Source organism: Pseudoalteromonas sp. 5Ae-yellow (genome assembly GCF_014077565.1).
Taxonomy (GTDB): Bacteria; Pseudomonadota; Gammaproteobacteria; order Enterobacterales; family Alteromonadaceae; genus Pseudoalteromonas.
Genome location: NZ_JACGWD010000012.1, coordinates 24442 through 46154, shown reverse-complemented (window position 1 = coordinate 46154; position 21713 = coordinate 24442). Strand labels below are relative to the sequence as shown.

Genomic DNA, 21713 nt, shown 5'->3' with positions numbered 1-21713 from the left:
AAGAGCCGTAATAAATGCAGACACCGACTACCCTCGCGTGTCTGCTTTTGCTTTCTCAGGGTGTATACGCCGCAGAGCAGCAACAGCAGACCGAACCAAAGCCACAGCCATGTAACGAACTTAAAGATGAGCAAAAAGAGCGCTGTGAAGCACTTGAGCATATTGAAGTAAAAGGCCAGTACATAGGCATAGAAGTACCCGAAGTTATTGGGCGTTCTTATTTAAACCGTGATTTTATAAACGCCACACCTAAAGGCAATGGCGATATAAATGAGCTAATTGCATTGCTCCCTGGCGTGCAGCTAAGTAACGAAGCGTACTCTATTGGTAGCTTAGCTGAGATCAGCGCGCCAGAAATATCAATCTCAGGGGCGCAGCCTTGGCAAACAGGGTTTTCGTTAGATGGGTTAAATTACAATAACCGTATAGACCCAGCAAGCAGCAGCCGATTAAGCTCTTCATCAGACGATGTGTCGGGTGGCGTACAAAGTATGAACGTGAACTCCGATATAGTTGAATCAATCACAGTTTACGACCATAACATACCGGCTGAATTTGGTGGTTTTTCGGGTGGTATTGTTGATAGTAAAACCAAAAGCGTATTTGCAAACAACAGCTTTAGTTTTGGCGTGCGGGGGAATCAAAGTAGCTGGGGGAGTTATCATTTTATTGAGGCTGATCAAGACAGTTCACAGCAAAATGTTGACCAAAGTACTCTTGAAGAGCCTAAATACGAAAAAATTAGCTATAACCTGCGTGCTAATAAACAAATTAATGAGCGCCATGGATTAATGATGAGCGTTAATTACTTAACCAGCGACATCAGCGATTTATCGCTAGGGGAAGTAAAAACCCAAAGCAGAACAAACATAAATGCGATTGTGAAGTATGGCTACCGAAATGGCTGGGTAGATGCACTAGATTTAACACTAATGTACTCCCCCTACGAAGTTGATAACTTTATAACGGATGCCAAAGACAGTGACTTTCATTTAGAAGGCGGTGCTATTGGCGCCGTTGCGGCATTAACCGAGCATTTTGACTTTGCATCGTGGCACAGTAATCTTAATTTTAGTATGAGTGACAGCAGCCGAGAAGGCCCAGCTCACTTTTATAGCTGGCTACAAGCCAAAGGGAAAGATTGGGGGCAATACGCCGACCAAGGCGATGCGCAAACTCGTTACTCTCGCCAAGGGGGATATGGCGCCCTAGATAATACCCAATACACCACCAGCTGGAAAAACACCCTTGATTTTAAAACGCTGGAGTTTGCAGGCACTGAGCACCGCATTAAAGCCGGTATTGAACTTATTCGCCAAGAAGTAGAACGCGAACGCATACAAAATAGCTACAGCTACGACTCCCCTATTATATGGTCTAGCGCGAGTACGCCACTTAATTGCAGCGGTTACACACTTGATTGCCAAGCACTTCAAACCACTATTTCTATTGATGAGTTAGCAGCACAACTTGGTGGCGAAATTGATTTTAATAATCAATCGCACATTACTGCCTATACAAATAATGTAACCGCTACAGCGCAGTATTTTAATGGCCGTTTAGTCACCCCTGCCGAATACATTAACGTAACACTTAATCGTGCCTCGTTTTATGTAACCGATAGCATCACATTAGGGCAGCTAAACCTAAACTTAGGTATGCGCTACGAATATGATGACTTTTTAGCAAATCATAATATCGCGCCACGTATATCGCTGGGTTACGACGTATTTAACGACAACCGCACTATTATTAGTGCAGGCGTTAACCGCTATTACGACTCTGCCATTATTGGTTATAAAGTCAAAGAACAGCAGCGTTTTTCATATCGAGAATACCGCCCAATTGAAAACGGTTACCTGCAAGGGTGGCTACCTTCTAACTATACTGGCGCGTTTAAGTACCGCTTTGATGATGTAAACACCCCGTACGATGACGAACTCGCATTAGGTATTGCACATTCATTTGAAAAAGCAGGTAATGTATCGCTTAAATATGTCAAACGTAAAAAGCATCAGCAATTTTCTCAGGTTACCGATGAAGAAGCAGGTAGCGATGGCTATAAATATATTCGTATGACCAACGAAGGTGATGGTAGCTCAGAGCGCTATTCTATTTCGTGGAGCGCGCAGTTTGGTAGCCATTCATTATGGGCTAACGCCTCATACGCTGAAAACAAAGTCTCTAACGACGACTACAATGCCACTGCTGAAAATACCCCCCTTGACGAACTCGTTTACTACGTAAATGCAAGTGGCAGCGGCGAGCTTGTAACGCTTGGACAACTTGATCAAATTCGTACAAACTTTGGCACTCCGATTACCGGTGCGCTAGGTTGGAATGTTGATTGGAGCAATTCATTAAGCACAGGGCTTAACGTAACCTTCAGTGATAGCTACACCAGCGCAGTGAGTACCGGCGCAAGCGAAAGCATAGGCCTTGAACAGAGCTGTGCAAATTGTCCTGCAGAATCAACACTTGTTGATGTATACGAAGAACAAGAAATTCGTGCCAGAACCATGTTAGGCCTTAGCCTGCGCTATAGCCACAACCTAACAAAAACCCAGTCAGTTGAAATAAGAGCAGATATTTCTAACTTGTTGAATGCACGTACTTACACAGTAAACGAAGGCGCATCTGGTATTGAGCCTGGGCGTATGTTCTGGCTAGGAGTTAGCTATAACTATGATTAGGTTATTAAGCATTTTTTTTCTGTGCTCATTTAGCTTAAACGCCACACCAACAAGTAGCCACGATTTACGCTCACTGTATAGCAAAGGCCAAGCACACTGGCCTGCTATTCAAACCAGTGATGGCAGAAGCGTTGAGCCCATGTCGCTTTTGCCTGTAGCCTCGCCAAAACCTGAGCATGTTGCTTTAGGTGACAAGCTCTTTCATGATGTGCAGCTCTCGCGTAATAATACCGTTAGCTGCGCAACCTGCCATGAGCGCGACAAAGGCTTTCATGATGGCCGCACAACCGCAGTGGGTATTGATGGGAAAATAGGCACACGCAATACCCCTGCAATTTTTGGTATAGATCAGTGGCAAAGTTTTTTTTGGGATGGTCGCGCTAAAACAGCTGAGCAACAAGCACTTATGCCCATTAGCAACCCAATTGAAATGGACTTAGATCCACAAAAAGCTTTAATGCGGGTCAATAAAGATAAAAGCTATACGGCATTTAATAAAAGTGCTTTTAATTCAAATACGCTCTCTATGGCACAAATGGCAGAAGCCCTCGTAGCTTTTGAGCGAACACTCATTGCACCTAATACTCGCTTTAAATCATTTATTAATGAGGTTCAGAGTAATCCAAAAAAAGCGCTTAGACGTTTATCCGATAATGAATTAAACGGATTACATTTATTTAGAACCAAAGCAAAATGTATGACTTGCCACAATGACGCACTATTAAGTGACAACCAATTTCATGGCACTGGCCTTCATTATTACGGCCGTAGTTTTGAAGATAAAGGGCGGTTTAATTTTACAAATAATCCAAGTAATATAGGGTTATTTAGAACCCCTTCTCTACTTGGTTTAACTGAAACATTTCCTTGGATGCACAATGGGCTTTTTGATGACCTACTAGGCATAGTAAACATGTACAACCATGGTGGAGCAAGACCTAAGCCTAGGAAAAGCCAATTAAACGATCCACACTTTCCTAAAACGACGAAACTGTTAAAACCATTAAAACTCACCAAGCAAGAGCGTTTAGATCTTGTTGCATTTTTACGGATTTTATAAGTTTTGTAATTGCTCTATCAACCATTTATGAATAGGGCTGTTATTAGTACGCGGGTGCCATGCGGCTATTACTTTAAATGTAGGGGGCAGAGCTTCTATTTTTAGCTGTTTAACTTTGCTGTTTGGTAATAATCTTGATGGGTAAAACGCGAGCATATCGGTTGTATGTAAAATGTCGGGCACCGCAGAAAAACTTGGTACCGACATAACAATATTACGTTTTAGCCCTTGGCTTTCAAACCACTGATCGTGCGATCCGCGTAAATTAGCGCGCGATGGCGATACAACTAGCTGAGGATGCTTTGCAAATTGCGCCAAGCTCAAAGGCTCCGTATAAGTGCTGTTACCAACACCAGAAATACACAAATGCTGCTCTTCAAACAAAGTAATATAAGAAAGATTGTCGGGTATAAATTCCGGAAAGCTAATCAGCAAATCAAGCTCGCCTGCTATTATAAGTTGATTAACGTTATCGGATGCAAAGTCGCGCACTATCAGCTTTAAACCGGGGGCTTCGCGGCGAGTAATATTAAATAATTGCGGCAATAAGGCCTGCGTGGCGTAGTCGGTTGCGCTTATGGTAAACACACCTTTATAAGTTTGCGGGCTAAACTGCTCGGGCTCTAGTAACGACTCTAATTGCTTTAAAATATTATTAATAGGTGCCTTGAGCCCTTGCGCTTTAGGAGTAGCAACCATGTTATTGCCTTGGCGAATAAACAAGCGATCGTCAAATAAGTCTCGTAGTTTTCGTAGTTGCTCACTAATGGCTTGTTGCGTTAACCCCATTTTTTTGGCTACTTGCGAAAGATTTTGCAGTTCTAATAAGCTACTGAGTACTCTTAACTGCTTTATATCGAGCCGACTAATACCATTCATAATTGTATGCTGTACAAAAAAGTGTTGTTTCAAATTGTATCCTTAAATCTCTATGCTGCCAATGTTACTTAACCACTATTTAAGCCTTTGTTTGCTTTATAAGAGAATTTAAAATGAAATCAGAATTAGTTAATACCGCTCCTTTATTCTCATCAATTGAGCTTGGCCCTTTTACACTTAAAAACCGTATTGTGATGCCACCTCTTACTCGCTCTCGCAGTACTCAGCCTGGCAATATTCCTAATGAATTAATGGCTGAGTATTACTCGCAGCGTGCATCGGCTGGTTTTATGGTTACCGAAGGCACACAAATAGAGCCTCGTGGGCAAGGTTACGCTTGGACCCCAGGTATTCACTCGCAAGCACAAATTGAAGGCTGGAAAAAAGTAACACAAGCAGTACACGCTAAAGGCGGTGTTATTTTTGCTCAGCTTTGGCATGTAGGGCGCGTATCGCACACCACGCTACAACCAAATTCAGGTAAACCGGTTGGCCCTTCAGATATTATTGCTGAAAACGTAAAAGTATTTATTGAAACCGCACCTGGTGAAGGCGTATTGGCTGACCCAAGTGAGCCCCGAGCATTAAGTACTACTGAGGTTGGCGAGCTAGTAAACATGTATGCGCAAGCTGCACGCAATGCTCTAGAAGCTGGCTTTGATGGTGTGGAGCTTCATTGTGCTAACGGGTATTTAGTTAATCAGTTTATTTCTGAGCATACTAATAACCGTGACGATCAATACGGTGGAACGCTTAGTAATCGCCTGCGATTTTTAAAAGAAATAGTTGAAGCGGTAAGTGACGTTGTAGGCGCAAACCGTTTAGGTGTTCGCTTTGCTCCTTTATTTGAAAGCACAGATGAAACACGAGTGTATTTAGGGCTTGTTGAATCAAACCCTCATCACACTTATATCCAAGCCGTTAAATTACTTGAGCAAGCGGGTATTGCTTACTTATCGATTGCTGAAGCTGATTGGGATAACGCTCCCGATTTACCACTAGAGTTTTATAAAGCAGTACGAGCTGAATTTTCAGGTCGCATTATTTATGCAGGTAAATACACAGTAGAAAAAGCGGTACGTATTTTAGGTGAAGGTTACGGTGATTTATTTGCATTTGGTCGCCCATTTATAGCTAACCCTGATTTACCAGAGCGTATAGCAAATAATTGGACGTTTAACGAGGCCGATGCAGCCACTATGTATGGCGGCACCGAAGTAGGTTATAGCGATTATCCTTTTTATCAAAAGTAATTAACCTGCAAAGCCAAGGAAGGCTTAATTACTAATTTCATATCCATTTTTTGTGACACGACTAATCATTTTGATATATTAAAACGTTCCTAAAATCGTCAAAAACTAGAGATTATGTCAAGAACCGTCAGTAAAATGTAAAAAGCTGTAAGCATAACTCCGTTTGCTGTTGTATGTCAGTTAACATTCAGTTTGAGCCGCTAGTATTGAACCCAGTTATGTAAAAACATAAACGAGGCAATACTATGAAACTTACTTTTTTACTACCTGCCCTGCTCGCCATTGGCACAGTATCAGGCTCTGCGCTTGGAGCACAAAACGAGCGAGAGAATGATAAAAGCTTTAAACGTGACCACGAAAAACGTGTTGAATATAAACGCGATGAACGCCGCCATGAAAAAAAGCAGCGTATTGAACATAAAAAAGAAAAACGAGAAGACCGTAAGCAAGACAAACGTAAACTTGCTAAGTACAAACAGGAAAAGCGTGAACTACACCGCTACAACCAGCGAAAATATAACTACTTAACAAGCCATCACAATTCAGTCGCTTACAGACAAAATCGATTTATAAACCATTTACCACGCAATAGCGCATCAATCAGATTTAATGGTATTTCGTTTACGTTTAACGACGGCCTTTATTACCGTAAAGCTAAAAGAGGCTATCATGTTGTTAAACCACCTAGAGGCCTGCGTATAAATACGCTACCAAGAAATTACAGGCATTTTAAACACCATAATACGACTTACTACACTTATCAAAATGTGTACTACATTGCGGATAATGATGGTTATACGGTTGTTGATGAGCCATCAACTCGCCTTAATCAGGCAGTAAAAGTGGGTAATGTGAATGACTATAGCTTGGGCCAAACTTACGACTCACTGCCTCAGGCTGCACAGGCCGTAATCATTAACTCACAGCAGTATTTTAAATACGGCGATATTTATTTTTTACCGCAAATAAGTGGTGACGACATAAAATACCTTGCCATTAAGCTAGGTTAAACTCGCTATAAATTAAAAGGCCTTACTGTAAATAGTAGGGTCTTTTTCATTCCCCTCCGTAGGTAGTAATTTACAGCAATAAAATCAATTCTCTCTAAACATTAACATGTCTTAGTATTTGTAAGCTTTTTTGTTAAACTAGCTCGCATATTAATAGTGAGAGTGTATTTATGTCGGGTGAGTTTCCACGTGCTGGTTTTTGGCGCCGTTTTGCGTCGTTGGTCTACGATACGTTAGCCATTATTGCGTTTGCGATGTTAACTGTAGTGCTGTATTTATTTGCAGTACAGGGGTTTATTTCTCTCGATGTAATTAGTTTAAATGGCGCAGAGGATGTATCTGCATTTATTCAAAATTCAAATCTTCTTTCGGGTATTCGTACCGCTCTTTTAATTATTGTTAGCTTAGTATTTTTTGGCTACTTTTGGACTAAAAGCGGGCAAACCATTGGCATGCGTGCATGGCGTTTAAAAGTACAAACTCTTGAAGGTAATTTAATTAGCTGGCCGCAATCAATTATCCGCAGCGTTAGCGCTTTACTCGGTCTAGGTAATTTGGTGGTGTTAGTCGATTTTAAAAACAAAAAAGCACTGCAAGATTACATCTCTAAAACAGAAGTTATTGCACTTACTAAAGAAGAAAACAGACGTATTTATAGTGAGCTTGATTAATACCAGCTTTCCAAAACTGGTAATTAAAAAGCAAAAAGGGTGACTACTGGTCACCCTTTTTAATGCTTTGAATAGGTACTCTATACCCGTTTATTCATCAAATATGTCGCAAAGCCTATAAATATAATACTGGGCAATACCGCACCTATAATGGCAGGTATTTGGTAAACCATAACTACAGGGCCAAATATTTCATTAGTTAAATGAAACACGATCCCCGTTACAACACCCATAATAATACGTGCGCCCATAGTAACGGTACGCAGCGGGCCAAATATAAACGAGAGCGCCACCAGCAGCATTACCGCTACAGATACAGGCTGCATAAGCTTACGCCACAGAGCGAGCTCGTAGGTACTGGTGTCTTGTTCGTTTTGCTCTAAGTAAGTTAAATACGACCATAGCCCAGTAAATGAAAGTGACTCTGGTTTTACCGAAACAACCCCTAACTTTTCAGCGGTCAATTGTGAAGGGTAAAACTCTTCTGGTAGTTGCTCTGTTGTGGTTTTTTCGCTCGTAATAATAACCTTATTTACATCACGAAGTAGCCAGCCTTCTTTTCGGCTCAGTGCATCTTTTGCTTTAGTGATTTGGGTAAGCTCTAACGATTTGTCAAAGTGGTACATGTGTACCCCGTTGAGCCTGCCGTTTTCGTCAACATCTTCAATATTAATAAAATTGCTGCCGTCTTTAGCCCATACACCTTTTTGTGTGTTAAATACATCGCCGCCATGTATTGCTTGGTTACGCATTTCTTTGGCGTGTAATTGCGCTTCAGGTGCACCCCATTCGCCAAGTGCCATCATGCATACAGCCATAAATATAGCCGTTTTCATTACAGAGCCAATTATTTGTAAGCGCGACATACCAGCCGCTTGCATCACTACCAGCTCACTGTTTGAGGCAAGTGCCCCCAACCCCGTTAAGCCACCAATTAGCGCAGCCATCGGAAAAAACACCACTAAATCGCCAGGTATTGTGTAAAGCGTGTAAAGCATTGCGGTCATTAAATCGTAACTGCCACGCCCTACCGACTTTAGCTGGTCGATAAACTTAATTAAGGTGCTAATACCAACAAGTACCAACAATGCAAAGCCGGTAGTTTGTAAAATACTGCGGCCTAAATACCAATCAAGCGTTTTCATCATGAGCCTAACTCCCGCTTAGTTACAACGGCTTTAAGCCAAGCGCCCAGCGGCCGCCCTTTTATAATTAATAATCCACCTATAAACAAGGCACTTAGGTGAATCCACCACAAGCCAATTGAAGGCGGAATTTTGCCATCTTCAACTGCAAATTTAGCGGCATTTAGTAAAATAAAATAGCCTAAGTACAAGCTTATAGCAGGCACTAGTTTTGCAAATTTACCTTGGCGAGGATTAACCACACTTAGCGGTACTGCCAGTAAGGTAAGTAACGGAATTGATAATGGAATAGCGAGTCGCCACTGCCATTGAGCAATAGATTCAGGAGTATTAATGGCGAGTAATTGATTAGTAGGCACAGCCTCTAATTTACGGCGTTGGTGCTCTATTTCTTGTTCTCGTATTTGTACGCTGTAACCATCAAATTCTGTTAAGTTAAGTGCAGGCGTTGTGCCATCTGTTTCGTAACGTTTACCGTCTGTTAGCACGAGCTGTTGCTCACCATTTACTGCTTCAACCACAACACCTTGCTCTGCATATACTAAGCGCGCTAGGTTGCCTTTTTCGCTATCGGGTAACTGTGCAACAAATACCTTATTGAGCTCTTTGCCACCCTTTTCAATATTATGAATAAACACCACGGCTTTTTCGTTACCGGTTTCTTGGAACCGCCCAGCTCTGAGTGCGGATAGCCCCGCATCGGCTTTGGCTTGTTCTTTTAATTGATACTCTTGCTCGCTTGCCCACGGCGCTATATACATAGTCAGTGCTGCGGCTAATATAGCAAGCCCTACACTTGATATAAGTGTTACGCGCACAACATACCATTCACTTACGCCACAGGCTTTAAGTACGGTCATTTCGCTATCGGCGTAAATACGGCTGTAGGCTAAAATAATGCCTAAAAATATACTCAGCGGAAGTATTAGCGAGGCTAGTTGTGGAAGTTTTAGTGCAATCATCGATAGCACTAATTTAGCAGGAATGCTGCCCTCAGAGGCATCACCTAAAATACCAACTAACTTTTGTGACAAAAATATTGTCATCAAAGTTAAAAATACGGCGACCTGCGATTTTAAAACCTCAGCGGTCAAATAACGGAAAATTAGCAATGCTCGCCCCTGTTAAACATGGAATTTCACTACGATAGTGAGAATTGAATAGTTAAATAGCTATTTTACCCAATTAATACCGGCAAATAGGCTATTATTATAAGCCATCAAAATTAATTATCCTACCTAAGTGCACGATATAATGTTGCATTAGTAGCCCTTAAGCATATAAAGTTCAATTACACAGTAAGAGTCTAGGGCCTGTTTATCTTTCGAGGTTAAATTTGCAGCAGTACGTTTGGTATTTAGGTAAGGCAGAGCCTATGTAGTGTGGTTATTCCCCATAAATAGGCGATAACGCAGCATAAATGCCAAACATGCGCTGCCCGAAGGGTTCTGCCTAGGGGCAATTTACTCTTTGTTGCTCGGTTTTTACTTAGCCCACTAAGTTACACACCTCGCGCCGCGATTAAATAGCCCCTAGATTGAACAAATTTTAATCCTGAAAGGTCAACAGGCCCTAACAAAATCAGCTAAAATAAGAATTATCCTTACATAAGTTACGTAGATAAGACTAGAAAATACTTTTTTAGCCCCAACTTACTAACTTAAATGACTCAAAATCAGGAGTGACAATGGAATTTAACGTAAAAAGTGGTAGCCCAGAAAAACAGCGCAGCGCATGTATTGTGGTTGGCGTTTACGAGCCACGTAGGTTATCCCCCATTGGTGAACAACTCGATAAAATTAGCGATGGTTATATCTCTAATTTACTTCGCCGTGGCGATTTAGAAGGTAAGCCAGGCCAAGTTTTATTATTGCATCATGTACCAAACGTATTAAGCGAGCGCATATTGCTTGTTGGTTGTGGCAAAGAGCGTGAGCTTGATGATAAGCAATATAAACAAATTATTTCTAAAACTATTAATACCTTAAACGAAACGGGCTCTATGGAAGCAGTTTGCTTTTTAACAGAGCAACACGTTAAAGGTCGCGACACTTACTGGAAAGTACGTCAAGCAGTAGAAACAACACAAGATTGCTTATACACGTTTAACCAATTAAAAAGTAAAAAAGTAGACCCTCGTCGTCCACTTCGTAAAATGGTGTTTAACGTACCAACTCGACGCGAACTAACGATTGGCGAAAGTGCTATTGAGCATGGTTTAGCCATTGCCGCAGGTAGTAAGCTGTGTAAAGACGTGGCTAATATGCCACCAAATATTTGTAACCCAGTGTACTTAGGGGAACAAGCACAAGAGCTGGCAACTAATTTTGACAATATCACCGTTGATATTATTGGCGAAAAGCAAATGGCAGAACTAGGTATGAACTCATACCTAGCTGTTGGCCGCGGTAGTGATAACGAATCAATTATGTCGATTATTAACTACAAAGGCGCCGCTGACGACCAAGCCCCTATTGTACTTGTTGGTAAAGGCTTGACGTTTGACTCAGGCGGTATTTCATTAAAACCAGGCGAAGGCATGGATGAGATGAAATACGACATGGGCGGCGCTGCTGGTGTTATTGGTGCAATGCGTGCACTTGCACAAATGCAATTGCCGATTAACGTTATTGGTGTTTTAGCTGGCTGTGAAAACATGCCTGGCTCAAACGCATATCGCCCGGGTGATATTTTAACAACAATGTCGGGCCAAACAGTTGAAGTGTTAAACACCGACGCTGAAGGTCGTTTAGTATTGTGCGACGCACTAACGTACGTTGAGCGCTTTAACCCAGATACTGTTATTGACGTGGCAACACTGACAGGCGCTTGTATTGTAGCCCTTGGCGCGCATGCAACTGGTTTGCTATCAAACCATAACCCACTTGCACACGATTTGTTAAAAGCGTCAGAGCAAAGTGGCGACCGTGCATGGCAGTTACCGTTATGGGATGACTATCAAGATCAACTAGATAGCCCATTTGCTGACTTTACAAACTTAGGTGGACGCTCTGCAGGAACAATTACTGCGGCATGTTTCTTGTCTAAATTTACTAAAAAGTATAATTGGGCGCATTTAGATGTTGCTGGTACAGCGTGGCGCAGTGGCGCTAAAAAAGGCGCAACGGGTCGCCCTGTTCCAATGCTTACTCAGTATTTACTAAATAGAGCTGGTGTAAGTGAAGCAGCTCAAGATTAAACGTTTAGTTTAAATTAATATCTGTTTATAAGGCGCCGTTTGGCGCCTTATTTATTTGTGTATTAATTGAAGCAAACCCCGTTATATGGCAAAATCTGCCTCTTAATTTATGTATATCAATTTGGTATACATTCAATGTCATGGGAAACCCCGATACAATGAACATGAACGCTAAATTTTTCGTTCTAAAGCAACAAGATGAGTTAACAGCTAAGGCTGACGATCATTTTGCTTTGGCTGCTCAAATTGCGGCCGATCAGTATCGAAATGGGCAGCGTGTGTTTATTTGTGTTAACGATAATGAAGCAGCCTGTGCCATTGATGAAATAATTTGGGCATTCGATCCAGATAGTTTTGTGCCACATAATTTACAAGGTGAAGGCCCTAAAGGCGGCGCACCTGTAGAAATTGGTATTACGCCACCTGTTGGCAATCGTAAAGTTTTAATTAACTTGGCTACTCAGTTACCGGATTACATTCGTCGGTTTAACCAAGTTTTTGATTTTGTACCCGTAGAAGCAGCTGCTAAACAGGCAGCCCGCGAGCGTTTTAAAAAGCTACGCCAACTCGGTGCCAATCTCACCACGCAAGATATTAATAGCTAGCCAATCAGGCAAACTAACCAACTAATTTAAGTACTTATTTAAGGTTCTGTGTAATGGATAAAACCTACAATCCGCAAGATATTGAACAGTCTCTATATCAAGACTGGGAACAAAAAGGCTACTTTAAGCCATCTGGCAAAGGCGTACCATATTCAATTATGATTCCGCCGCCAAATGTTACTGGTAGCTTACACATGGGCCACGCCTTCCAAGACACAATAATGGATACCCTAACGCGTTTTAAACGTATGCAAGGTAACAACACATTATGGCAAGTAGGTACTGACCACGCAGGTATTGCAACGCAAATGTTGGTTGAGCGTAAGCTTCATGCAGAAGAAGGTAAAACACGCCACGATTTAGGCCGCGAAGATTTTATTAATAAAATCTGGGAATGGAAAAAAGAATCTGGCGGCACTATCACCAAACAACTTCGTCGCCTTGGCGCATCGGTTGATTGGGATCGTGAACGCTTTACCATGGATGATGGTTTATCTGAAGCTGTTAAAGAAGTGTTTGTACGCCTTCATAAAGAAAACCTAATTTACCGTGGTAAGCGCCTAGTAAACTGGGATCCTAAATTACACACCGCTATATCTGATCTTGAAGTTGAAAACAAAGACAAAAAAGGCCACATGTGGAACTTATGTTACCCACTGGCTGATGGCGTTACAACACAAGACGGTAAAGACTACATAGTAGTAGCAACAACTCGCCCTGAAACCATGCTTGGCGACTCGGGTGTTGCAGTAAACCCTGATGACGAACGCTACACAGATTTAATCGGTAAAGAGATTTTATTACCAATCGTTAATCGTCGTATTAAAATTGTTGCTGACGAACATGCCGATAAAGATAAAGGCACGGGTTGTGTAAAAATCACCCCAGCGCACGACTTTAACGATAACGAAGTGGGCAAGCGTCATCAAATGCCGATGATCAACATTTTCGATAAAGACGCCGCTATTCTTACCCAAGGTGAAACATACACCTTTGACGGTAAAGAGCTTGAGTTTGATGCGCCAATTCCTGAGCGCCTACATGGACTAGATCGTTTTGCTGCGCGTAAAGCGATTGTGGAAGAATTTGAAGAACTAGGCCTACTTGAAAAAATTGAAGACCATGGTTTAACGGTTCCTTACGGCGATCGCTCTGGCGTTGTAATTGAGCCACTACTTACCGACCAATGGTATGTGCGTGTTGCACCACTTGCAGAACCTGCAAAAGACGCTGTTAAAAACGGCGATATTCAATTTGTACCTAAGCAATACGAAAACATGTACTTCTCGTGGATGAACGACGTACAAGATTGGTGTATTTCACGCCAGCTTTGGTGGGGTCACCGCATCCCAGCTTGGTACGACAATGAAGGCAACGTATTTGTTGGTCGCGACGAAGCTGAAGTACGCCGTGAAAACAACATTGCAGATGATGTTGCGCTTAGCCAAGACGAAGACGTACTTGATACGTGGTTCTCATCAGCGCTTTGGACATTTTCTACACAAGGTTGGCCTGAAAATACCGATGATTTAAAAACCTTCCACCCGTCTGACGTATTGGTAACTGGTTTTGATATTATATTTTTCTGGGTTGCGCGCATGATTATGATGACGCTGCACTTTGTGAAAGACGAAAATGGCAAACCACAAGTTCCATTTAAAACCGTGTATGTAACTGGCTTAATACGTGACGACAATGGCGATAAAATGTCTAAGTCAAAAGGTAACGTACTTGACCCACTAGATATGATTGACGGCATTGAACTTGAAGACCTAGTACAAAAACGTACTGGTAACATGATGCAGCCAAAACTTGCCGCCAAAATCGAAAAAGATACGCGTAAAGTATTTGCCGGCGGTATTGAAGCACACGGCACCGACGCACTTCGTTTTACCCTTGCTGCAATGGCGTCTACCGGTCGTGATATTAACTGGGATATGAACCGCCTTGAAGGTTACCGTAACTTCTGCAACAAATTATGGAACGCAAGCCGTTACGTGCTAATGAACACAGAAGAGCTCGATTGTGGTTTTGCAAACGATGCTGATAAAGAGTTCTCATTAGCTGACCGTTGGATTTTAGGTCAATACGAAGCTACCGTTAAAACCTACACTGAGCACTTAGATAACTACCGTTTTGATCTAGCTGCTAACACGCTTTACGAATTCACTTGGAATCAATTTTGTGATTGGTATTTAGAGCTAACTAAACCAGTATTGTTTAAAGGCAATGAAGCACAGCAACGTGGTACACGCCATACGTTAATAACGGTACTTGAAAGCTTACTGCGTTTAATGCACCCAATGATGCCGTACATCACTGAAACTATTTGGCAACGTGTTGCAGCACTTGCAGGCCTTGAAACAGAGAACACCAGCATTATGGTTCAGCCGTTCCCTGTATATAACGAGTCAAGCGTTGATGCTAAGGCAATGGATGACTTAGAGTGGGTTAAACAATTCATTTTAGCTATTCGTAATATTCGTGGTGAAATGGATATTAGCCCAAGTAAACCGCTTAGCGTATTACTTGCTAATGCATCAAGCGACGACGTGCGCCGCATTGAAGAAAACAAATCATTTTTAGCATCACTTGCAAAAATTGAAGAGTTTACAATGCTTGAAAACAAAGACGGGGCACCTGCATGTGCGACTTCTTATGTTGGCAACCTTGAGATCATGATCCCAATGGCGGGCTTAATTGATGTAGAAGCCGAGCTTTCGCGTATTAATAAGCAACTTGAAAAAGCAGAAAAAGGCCTAGCACAAGTGCAATACAAACTCGCTAACGAAAAGTTTGTTAATAACGCACCTGAAGCGGTACTTGCTAAAGAAAATGCAAAACTGGCTGAGTTTAGCGATGCTAAAACTAAGCTACTTGAGCAAAAAACTAAAATAGAAAGCTTATAAGCTTTCATAAAATGCCTATTAACATTATTTAATAGGCATTAAAAAAGCCGCTCACTTTAATTAAAGTGAGCGGCTTTTTTGTGCCCTGTGATTAACCACAAGACACTTCTACATTAAAATTTGTAGTTGTACTGAGCACCAACTAGTACTGCATTACCTTCTGACTCAAACTCAAATCCATCTTCTTCAAAGTTCTGAGTTTTACCACGGATAATACTTACACCAAGATCAACGTTAGAGCTTTGATCAATTGTGTAGTTACCACCGAATGAGAACCAAAAACGATCTGTATCTGGGATAGAGATCGACAGGTGATCTTGTGATACTGGAGACTGATCAAATGCAACACCGGCACGAAGTAATAAATCTTCGTTATATTGGTAATCTGAACCAACAGCGAAACGGTATGAATCAGAGAAGCTTTCATCTTTATTAAATGCGCTAAACTTATCGCCAGTTGGAGCTGTAACTTGTGCTTCTAATGAATCAAAGCTACTCCAACCTGTCCATAAAATACTGTAATGAAGACCAAGTTTTTCATCTAACTGATGAGAACCTGAAAATTCAGCTATTGCAGGAAGTGTAATATCAACAGATCCTGGAAGCTCAGTTCCAGACAAACCTTGTGGCGTAAAGTCTGTCATAGGTAACTGGTTAGAGTAAGTACCTTCAAATGTAATATCTGTTTCTGTACGATAATTAAAACCAAAACGACTGTTTTCATCTAATTGATACATTAAACCAATGTTCAAAGCATAGCCTGTATCATCACCTTCAAGATTTACAACTTCAGTTTGATCTGGAATAGGCAGCGGAGTTGTTCCTAGGTGACGCACAATAGTTGCATCAGCGTAAATTACATTTAAGCCAATACCATAGCTAAACTTTTCAGTAACTTTATAAGCAACGCTTGCATTTAAGTTAACGGTGAAGATTTCTGTTTTACCAGCAATCTGTCCTGCTGAGTAGTCATCGTCAAAGTCTGTTGATAAACCAAAGTTAGAAAATGCACCAAAACCAAGCGATACTTTATCGTTGTAAGGCATAGTAAAGTAAGCTGCTGGTACCACTGCACTTGGTGCAATGCTATCGTCATCTAATGAAGATTGATCAATACCAGTTGGCGCGCCTTCACCTTCTAAGCTTACATCTGGGATTACGCCAATAGCAGCAACACTTAGTTGCTTTTCTTTAAATAAAGTCATTAGTGCAGGGTTACGTGCAACTACAGACGCGTCGTCTGCGATAGAAGCTTCACCAGCGTATGCACGGCCTAAACCCGATGCATTTTGCTCTGATAATTGAAACGCAGCTGCAAAGCTATCAGCTGAAACAAATGCAAGCGAAGCTGCAATAAGAGTTTTAGAAAATTTCATTGTTGAGTCCTTAACCAAACTGACTGTCTGGGTACTATGTGTGTTGTTATTAGGATTTAAAACGTGATTACACTACCTTAATTTTTTGTAAAAAACTCTATGAATGCGTCAAAAGACAGTAAAAAACATGTTTTTTAACGACATTTTAACAACTATTTAAAACTCATCGGATGAGAAGTGTGGTATTAGAGTAAACACTCTAAATGTAATTAATTATCATTTAGATTGACTTGAAATTAGTAGCAACTTACACTCATTATAAAATCGCAATGGAAGTAAAACTGTGATCATTTTATTTATTATTACAGGGCTAATATTTTGTGGGGCGAGTGTGTTTTGCTTTTACAAAGCAAACTACTGCGCATGTACTCAAGCAGGACAATGCGATAACCCCGTAAACCATTATTGGCTAGGGGCAATGTTAAATGCGTTAATATCTTTAGCGCTGTGTTGTTTTGCATTGCACGTAGAGCTAGGCACTTTGTTATGGTTAACACTGATGGGAAATTGCTTTTTGGGTGCGTTTATTTCTGCAAAACAAACTAAAAAAAGGCAATGCAGTAAGGCTAATTCAACAAATGCTCTTTTAGCAGGCGAGACAAATTAATCTGATAATCAAGAGGCTTAACACTCGATAGTATTTTAAGCTCTTGGGTGTGCTCACTTAAATCGATGTCTTTCGGTGTAACATGATGATTGTGCTTAGCATTATAAAATAGCTTAATTTTAGGTTTAATAGGATTTAATACGTTCCCTTCAAGCACTAAAGCTAAACGTTCATTCGTTAATTTTACAATAGTTCCTACCGGATGAACCCCTAAACACTTTATAAAACGCTGTACTAACTCACCATCAAACAATTGCTTATTGGCTAATAAGTACCGCAATGCATTAATAGGCTCATCACCATCTTGGTGCATTCTATCGGCTGTCATAGCATCGTACACATCTACAATTGCCATTATACGCGCCGGGCGACTTAACTTTTCAGCCTGCAGGCCTCGCGGATAACCAGAGCCATCTAAACGCTCATGATGATTTACTATCATATCGAGCATAAGGGGAGTTATACCCTTCTCACCTTTAACTAAACCTAAACCTTGCGCAACATGCTTTTTAATTGCTGCTAGCTCGTTATTACTTAGTTTAGTTGGCTTGGAAAATATACCCTGCGGTAATTTAGCTTGGCCTAAGTCATGAAGTAACGCCCCCATTGCAAGCTCTTGTACAACAGCTTTTTCATACCCTAAGTATTTAGCAAATACAGCAGTAAAAATGGCGCAGTTGATCATATGCCGCCAGTTATAGCTATGTTTGTCTTTTATACGAGTAAGAATAGTCATAGCGTTAGCATTACGAAAGACTGAGCTGACTATCTCGCTGGCAATTTCATCAAGCACTTTTATATTAACACTCAGGCCAGATGTTAAATCGCCATATAATGATTGTAACTTTCGGCCATGCTGATCGTAATTGACACTCGCTTTAGCAAATTCTTGTTCAATTGAGATTGCTATAGGTGTTTTTTCGGCTTTTTGCTGGCTATTAGATGTTTTAGGTTTGCTTTGAGGCTTATATTTGGCAGGAACTGGGGCATCACCTTTAGCAAAATCTATAAGCAGCTCAAGCACCCCTTCAGAGACTAAACGCTTAATAATAGATTTGTCGCGCACTAAGCCACTGGTCTTAATTTTTATGCTATTGATCCCTTCATGTTGCTTAGTAACGCTATCAACGTACATACCAGGAGTAAGCTCAGATACGGGCAAAGTAATTAGCATAAAGGCGGGATTTTTCTATTAAGGAATATGTACCTTAAATATCATTAATTAAGCCTAAAAGTCTAGTTTTTGAGTTGTAAGTAGTGATATATAACTACAAAGGATTACTTGCTGTATCACTCTTATTAGCTGTAGTGGGTAACCTTATTTTATGGATAATTAAAACCCTCTTCTATTTTCTTAATAACCTACAACCATTTAGCACTTAAAAGACTATTTGAGTATTATTTTTAAGCTTTTAAACAAACTTAATTAACCTAATTTGAACATAATGTGGTTTTTTCTCGGTCTAAATATACACAACAGCTATAAAAATTTAAGAGCATCAACGTATATGACAAAATTAAACCACCCCGTATCAAACCTAAGTGTGGCTGCAATAAACACAGCCTCGCCTTTGGGTCATATACTAAAAATAGCCGCTCCGCTGCTCGATAGCCTATTGGGCATCAATAAGCTACGTGATATATACCTCTGTAATAATTTATCGGGTTTAGATAAACAAGAGTTTAGTGAAAAGCTGTTAAATGTATTAGGTATTAATGTGCTTGGTGCACAAGATGTTATTAACAAAATACCAAAGCATGGTCCTTGCATAGTGGTATGTAATCACCCTTATGGCATGATTGAGGGCGTAATTATTGCAAATTTACTCACCCATTATCGTAGCGATACAAAAGTAATGGCTAACGTGGGTTTAAAAATATTTAAAGAAATTAAAGACTATTTTATTTTTGCTAACCCACTAAAACCAAAAGCAGCCATTAATACCAGCTCAATAAAACAGTGTTTTAGTCATGTTAAAATGATGGCTTACTTGTGGTTTTTCCTGCGGGAAGAGTGTCATTTTTTCAATCAGAAAAACAACGTGTAACTGACGGGCAATGGAATCGCTTAACCGCTCAACTAGCTTTAAAAACACAAGCTCCTCTATTGCCTGTATTTATTAGCGGTCAGAATAGCTCAACCTTTTATAACTTGGGGCGTGTTTACTACCGATTTAGATTATTAATGCTAATACGCGAATTACTTAAAATTCAAAAAAGCTCTATTAGCTTAAGCGCTGGTAATTTACTTACACCCAAATTATTAAATAAGTTTGAAAAAACTGACGACATAAACGCACTTGCGCGCTTGCAATGTTACTTAAACGATGAGCGCTTTGTAACGCCTTGGCAAGAGGATAACCAATCAACACAGCTCAAAGCCATTATGCAGGAAGTTGATAAAACAAAAATGAAAAATGAGCTTGCCAACTTGCCAAGCGAGCAGCACTTATTAGACTTTAAAAGTTACTCCGTTTATTACGGTTATCAAGATCAAATACCTAATTGTGTTGCTGAAATAACACGCCTTAGAGAAATAACCTTTCGTACATTAAACGAAGGAAGTGGCGAGCCATGTGATACCGATAAGTTTGACGCAACCTACATGCATTTATTTATTTTTGATCATAAAAATGAAGAGATCATTGGAGCTTATCGAATTGGACAAACTGATTTATTACAAAAAAATAGCGACGTGAGCGCCCTTTATTTATCGCAAATGTTTAATTTTGAACCCTCTTTTATTAATCAACAACAGCCGTGCTTGGAAATGGGTCGCTCGTTTATAGTTCAAAAACATCAAGGCAGTTACCATGGCTTATTACTGCTATTTAAAGGGATTGGTGCGTTTATGGCGCAAAACCCACGTTATAGGACTTTATATGGCACGGTTTCATTAAGTAAGCTTTACGACCCTCGTTCTGTCGCAATTATTGACCATGCTATGGTTAATAATAAACAAGGTGTTAGCGCCAATACGCCTTTTAATAATAAAATTCATCCAGAGTTTGAAGACTTCATTAATGATCACACGTTAAACATAGATCATGTATCAACATTGGTTATGGGAATAGAAGAAGATAAAAAAGACATACCGATTTTATTAAAGCAATATCATAAGCTAGGCGCTCAATTTCATTGTATGGCATTGATAGCAATTAATCACACCCCAGGATTACTTTTAAGTGTGCACCTACCAAGCGCGCCTGAAAAGCTACTTAAGCTCTATCTTGGCGATAAAAAAGATGGTTATATAAATCACTTATAATTTTTATCGCTGTATTAATACAGCAGGTAAAATACAGTTAACAAAAAAGTCGATGTAATTAATGACATCGACTTTTTTGTTTTTAATTATGTAATAGTTATAGCTATAAAAATATTTAGTTAAGCTGCAGCCACTTTTAAACAACCAATGCTACTAATGAGCTGAGACTGCTTATCAAAATAATTAAAGCGTATAGTGTTACCAACTTTAATATGACTAATACTGACCGTCATTGCATCTTCTCTTAGCATGTTTACGCCATATTGCCCTTGTTCGGCTTTACTGTAATGAAATGCTAAAAACTGCTCACTTGTGGGATGCCTTACGTCAATAAGTTGCTTAAATTGTTGTTTACGCTTTTGTGTAACTGTTTCTAGCTCAACGCCAGATGACGTTGCAAGCGATTCAACTTGGCAATCGATTAATTGTTTTGTGTCCCACCGAACAAAAACGATGTGACTATTATTTAGGGATAATTTATCCGGAAAAATACACAATTTAAAAGGCGCATAACCCGATAAATCCATATTTTGTAACTGAGCCAACACAGGAGTTTTATTACTCAGTAAATGCGGTATTAAAAGGCCTCTACTGTGCTTTACCGCAGTTGTGTCGAATACACTTTGATAATCGTTTAATAAAGCTAATGTTTGCCCCCAATGCGATACACCAAGCCAAGTACCTCCCCCTTGCGGATCGATAGGGTAAATTGCGTTACCTGTGTGCTTACTTGGAGCGATTGCCGTTTCTCGTGTTTTTTGCTCATCGCGATTTAAAAATAGCTCGTAGCCATCATCAGTTAAAAAGTAACTTAACGTGCACATTTTAATTTTGCATCGATTTTGGTTGTGCTGGCTGGCTATTTTCTCTTAAAAAGGTAGCTGTACTTGGTGCTAAACCAAAGCTTTGATCGAGCTGCGACTTTTGAGCAAAAGAAATTTGTGAAATCATCGCGTAATGGTGCACAGCGTGACTGCCTACAAAAATAAGCTCTCGCGCAAGTGATGTTGTTACTGTTTGTACATTTTTGCTTTTAAT

18 protein-coding genes are annotated in these 21713 nt (G+C 40.4%); 11 read left to right on the top strand and 7 right to left on the bottom strand.

The genetic code is table 11. The features are described 5' to 3' along the window. The first annotated feature begins 14 nt into the window (after positions 1-14). Together H4J63_RS05435 and H4J63_RS05430 are read left to right on the top strand one after the other, a co-directional pair. Positions 15-2693, top strand: coding sequence for a TonB-dependent receptor plug domain-containing protein (locus H4J63_RS05435; protein ID WP_182195073.1), 2679 nt, complete (start codon positions 15-17; stop codon positions 2691-2693). Further along, entirely contained in the window at positions 2686-3753 is a 1068-nt protein-coding gene (locus H4J63_RS05430) for a cytochrome-c peroxidase (protein ID WP_182195070.1), read from the top strand. The genes H4J63_RS05435 and H4J63_RS05430 overlap by 8 nt, the downstream gene beginning before the upstream one ends. On the opposite strand, the gene H4J63_RS05425 is transcribed toward H4J63_RS05430, so the two are convergent. After that, positions 3748-4665, bottom strand: coding sequence for a LysR family transcriptional regulator (locus tag H4J63_RS05425; RefSeq protein ID WP_198925109.1), 918 nt, complete (start codon positions 4663-4665; stop codon positions 3748-3750). The genes H4J63_RS05430 and H4J63_RS05425 overlap by 6 nt on opposite strands. A gap of 80 nt (positions 4666-4745) precedes the next feature. On the opposite strand from H4J63_RS05425, the gene H4J63_RS05420 reads away from it, so the two are divergent. From H4J63_RS05420 to H4J63_RS05410, 3 genes are all read left to right on the top strand, one after another. Continuing rightward, a complete protein-coding gene (locus H4J63_RS05420; RefSeq protein WP_182195066.1) occupies positions 4746-5885 on the top strand; it encodes an alkene reductase in 1140 nt (379 codons plus the stop codon). A 245-nt stretch (positions 5886-6130) separates the two neighbouring features. After that, positions 6131-6895, top strand: a complete 765-nt coding sequence (locus tag H4J63_RS05415) for a DUF6515 family protein (RefSeq protein WP_182195063.1) — start codon at positions 6131-6133, stop codon at positions 6893-6895. A gap of 170 nt (positions 6896-7065) precedes the next feature. Continuing rightward, on the top strand, positions 7066-7566 hold the full coding sequence (locus tag H4J63_RS05410; RefSeq protein ID WP_182195061.1) for an RDD family protein: 501 nt from the start codon (positions 7066-7068) through the stop codon (positions 7564-7566). A gap of 80 nt (positions 7567-7646) precedes the next feature. Here the strand turns inward: H4J63_RS05410 and lptG are convergent, their stop codons facing one another. After that, positions 7647-8714, bottom strand: coding sequence for an LPS export ABC transporter permease LptG (lptG, locus tag H4J63_RS05405; RefSeq protein WP_024603537.1), 1068 nt, complete (start codon positions 8712-8714; stop codon positions 7647-7649). After that, positions 8711-9823: an LPS export ABC transporter permease LptF gene (gene lptF, locus H4J63_RS05400; RefSeq protein WP_002962016.1), complete on the bottom strand. Its 1113-nt coding sequence runs from the start codon at positions 9821-9823 to the stop codon at positions 8711-8713. Before lptF ends, lptG begins: the two co-directional genes overlap by 4 nt. Positions 9824-10398: 575 nt before the next feature. On the opposite strand from lptF, the gene pepA reads away from it, so the two are divergent. The 3 genes from pepA to H4J63_RS05385 all read left to right on the top strand — a co-directional run bounded on the left by pepA (position 10399) and on the right by H4J63_RS05385 (position 15424). After that, positions 10399-11910, top strand: coding sequence for a leucyl aminopeptidase (gene pepA, locus H4J63_RS05395; protein ID WP_024604878.1), 1512 nt, complete (start codon positions 10399-10401; stop codon positions 11908-11910). 158 nt (positions 11911-12068) lie between these two features. Beyond that, positions 12069-12515 carry a DNA polymerase III subunit chi gene (locus tag H4J63_RS05390; protein ID WP_024600719.1) on the top strand — a complete coding sequence of 149 codons (447 nt, stop codon included), beginning with the start codon at positions 12069-12071 and terminating at the stop codon, positions 12513-12515. Between the two features lie 53 nt (positions 12516-12568). Next, entirely contained in the window at positions 12569-15424 is a 2856-nt protein-coding gene (locus H4J63_RS05385) for a valine--tRNA ligase (RefSeq protein WP_182195058.1), read from the top strand. A gap of 113 nt (positions 15425-15537) precedes the next feature. On the opposite strand, the gene H4J63_RS05380 is transcribed toward H4J63_RS05385, so the two are convergent. Then, positions 15538-16800: an outer membrane protein transport protein gene (locus H4J63_RS05380; protein WP_182195055.1), complete on the bottom strand. Its 1263-nt coding sequence runs from the start codon at positions 16798-16800 to the stop codon at positions 15538-15540. Positions 16801-17083: 283 nt separating this feature from the next. Between H4J63_RS05380 and H4J63_RS20245 the strand changes: the two genes are divergently transcribed. Further along, positions 17084-17407 (top strand): hypothetical protein, encoded by a 324-nt coding sequence (locus H4J63_RS20245; protein WP_165725768.1) that lies wholly within the window; start codon positions 17084-17086, stop codon positions 17405-17407. Here the strand turns inward: H4J63_RS20245 and H4J63_RS05375 are convergent. Continuing rightward, a complete protein-coding gene (locus H4J63_RS05375) occupies positions 17367-18581 on the bottom strand; it encodes an HD-GYP domain-containing protein (RefSeq protein ID WP_182195053.1) in 1215 nt (404 codons plus the stop codon). The two genes, H4J63_RS20245 and H4J63_RS05375, sit on opposite strands and share 41 nt — an antisense overlap. Before the next feature lie 334 nt (positions 18582-18915). On the opposite strand from H4J63_RS05375, the gene H4J63_RS20240 reads away from it, so the two are divergent. Continuing rightward, positions 18916-19455 carry a hypothetical protein gene (locus H4J63_RS20240; protein ID WP_241764469.1) on the top strand — a complete coding sequence of 180 codons (540 nt, stop codon included), beginning with the start codon at positions 18916-18918 and terminating at the stop codon, positions 19453-19455. Continuing rightward, positions 19401-20675, top strand: a complete 1275-nt coding sequence (locus H4J63_RS20235; RefSeq protein WP_310734710.1) for a GNAT family N-acyltransferase — start codon at positions 19401-19403, stop codon at positions 20673-20675. The genes H4J63_RS20240 and H4J63_RS20235 overlap by 55 nt, the downstream gene beginning before the upstream one ends. A 119-nt stretch (positions 20676-20794) precedes the next feature. Here H4J63_RS20235 and H4J63_RS05365 read toward each other — a convergent pair whose 3' ends face one another. Then, the gene (locus H4J63_RS05365; protein WP_182195051.1) at positions 20795-21499 is read right to left on the bottom strand and encodes an NRDE family protein; all 705 of its coding nucleotides are present in this window, start codon (positions 21497-21499) and stop codon (positions 20795-20797) included. 1 nt (position 21500) lies between these two features. Then, on the bottom strand, positions 21501-21641 hold the full coding sequence (locus H4J63_RS20230; protein WP_259365577.1) for a hypothetical protein: 141 nt from the start codon (positions 21639-21641) through the stop codon (positions 21501-21503). Positions 21642-21713: the final 72 nt, after the last annotated feature.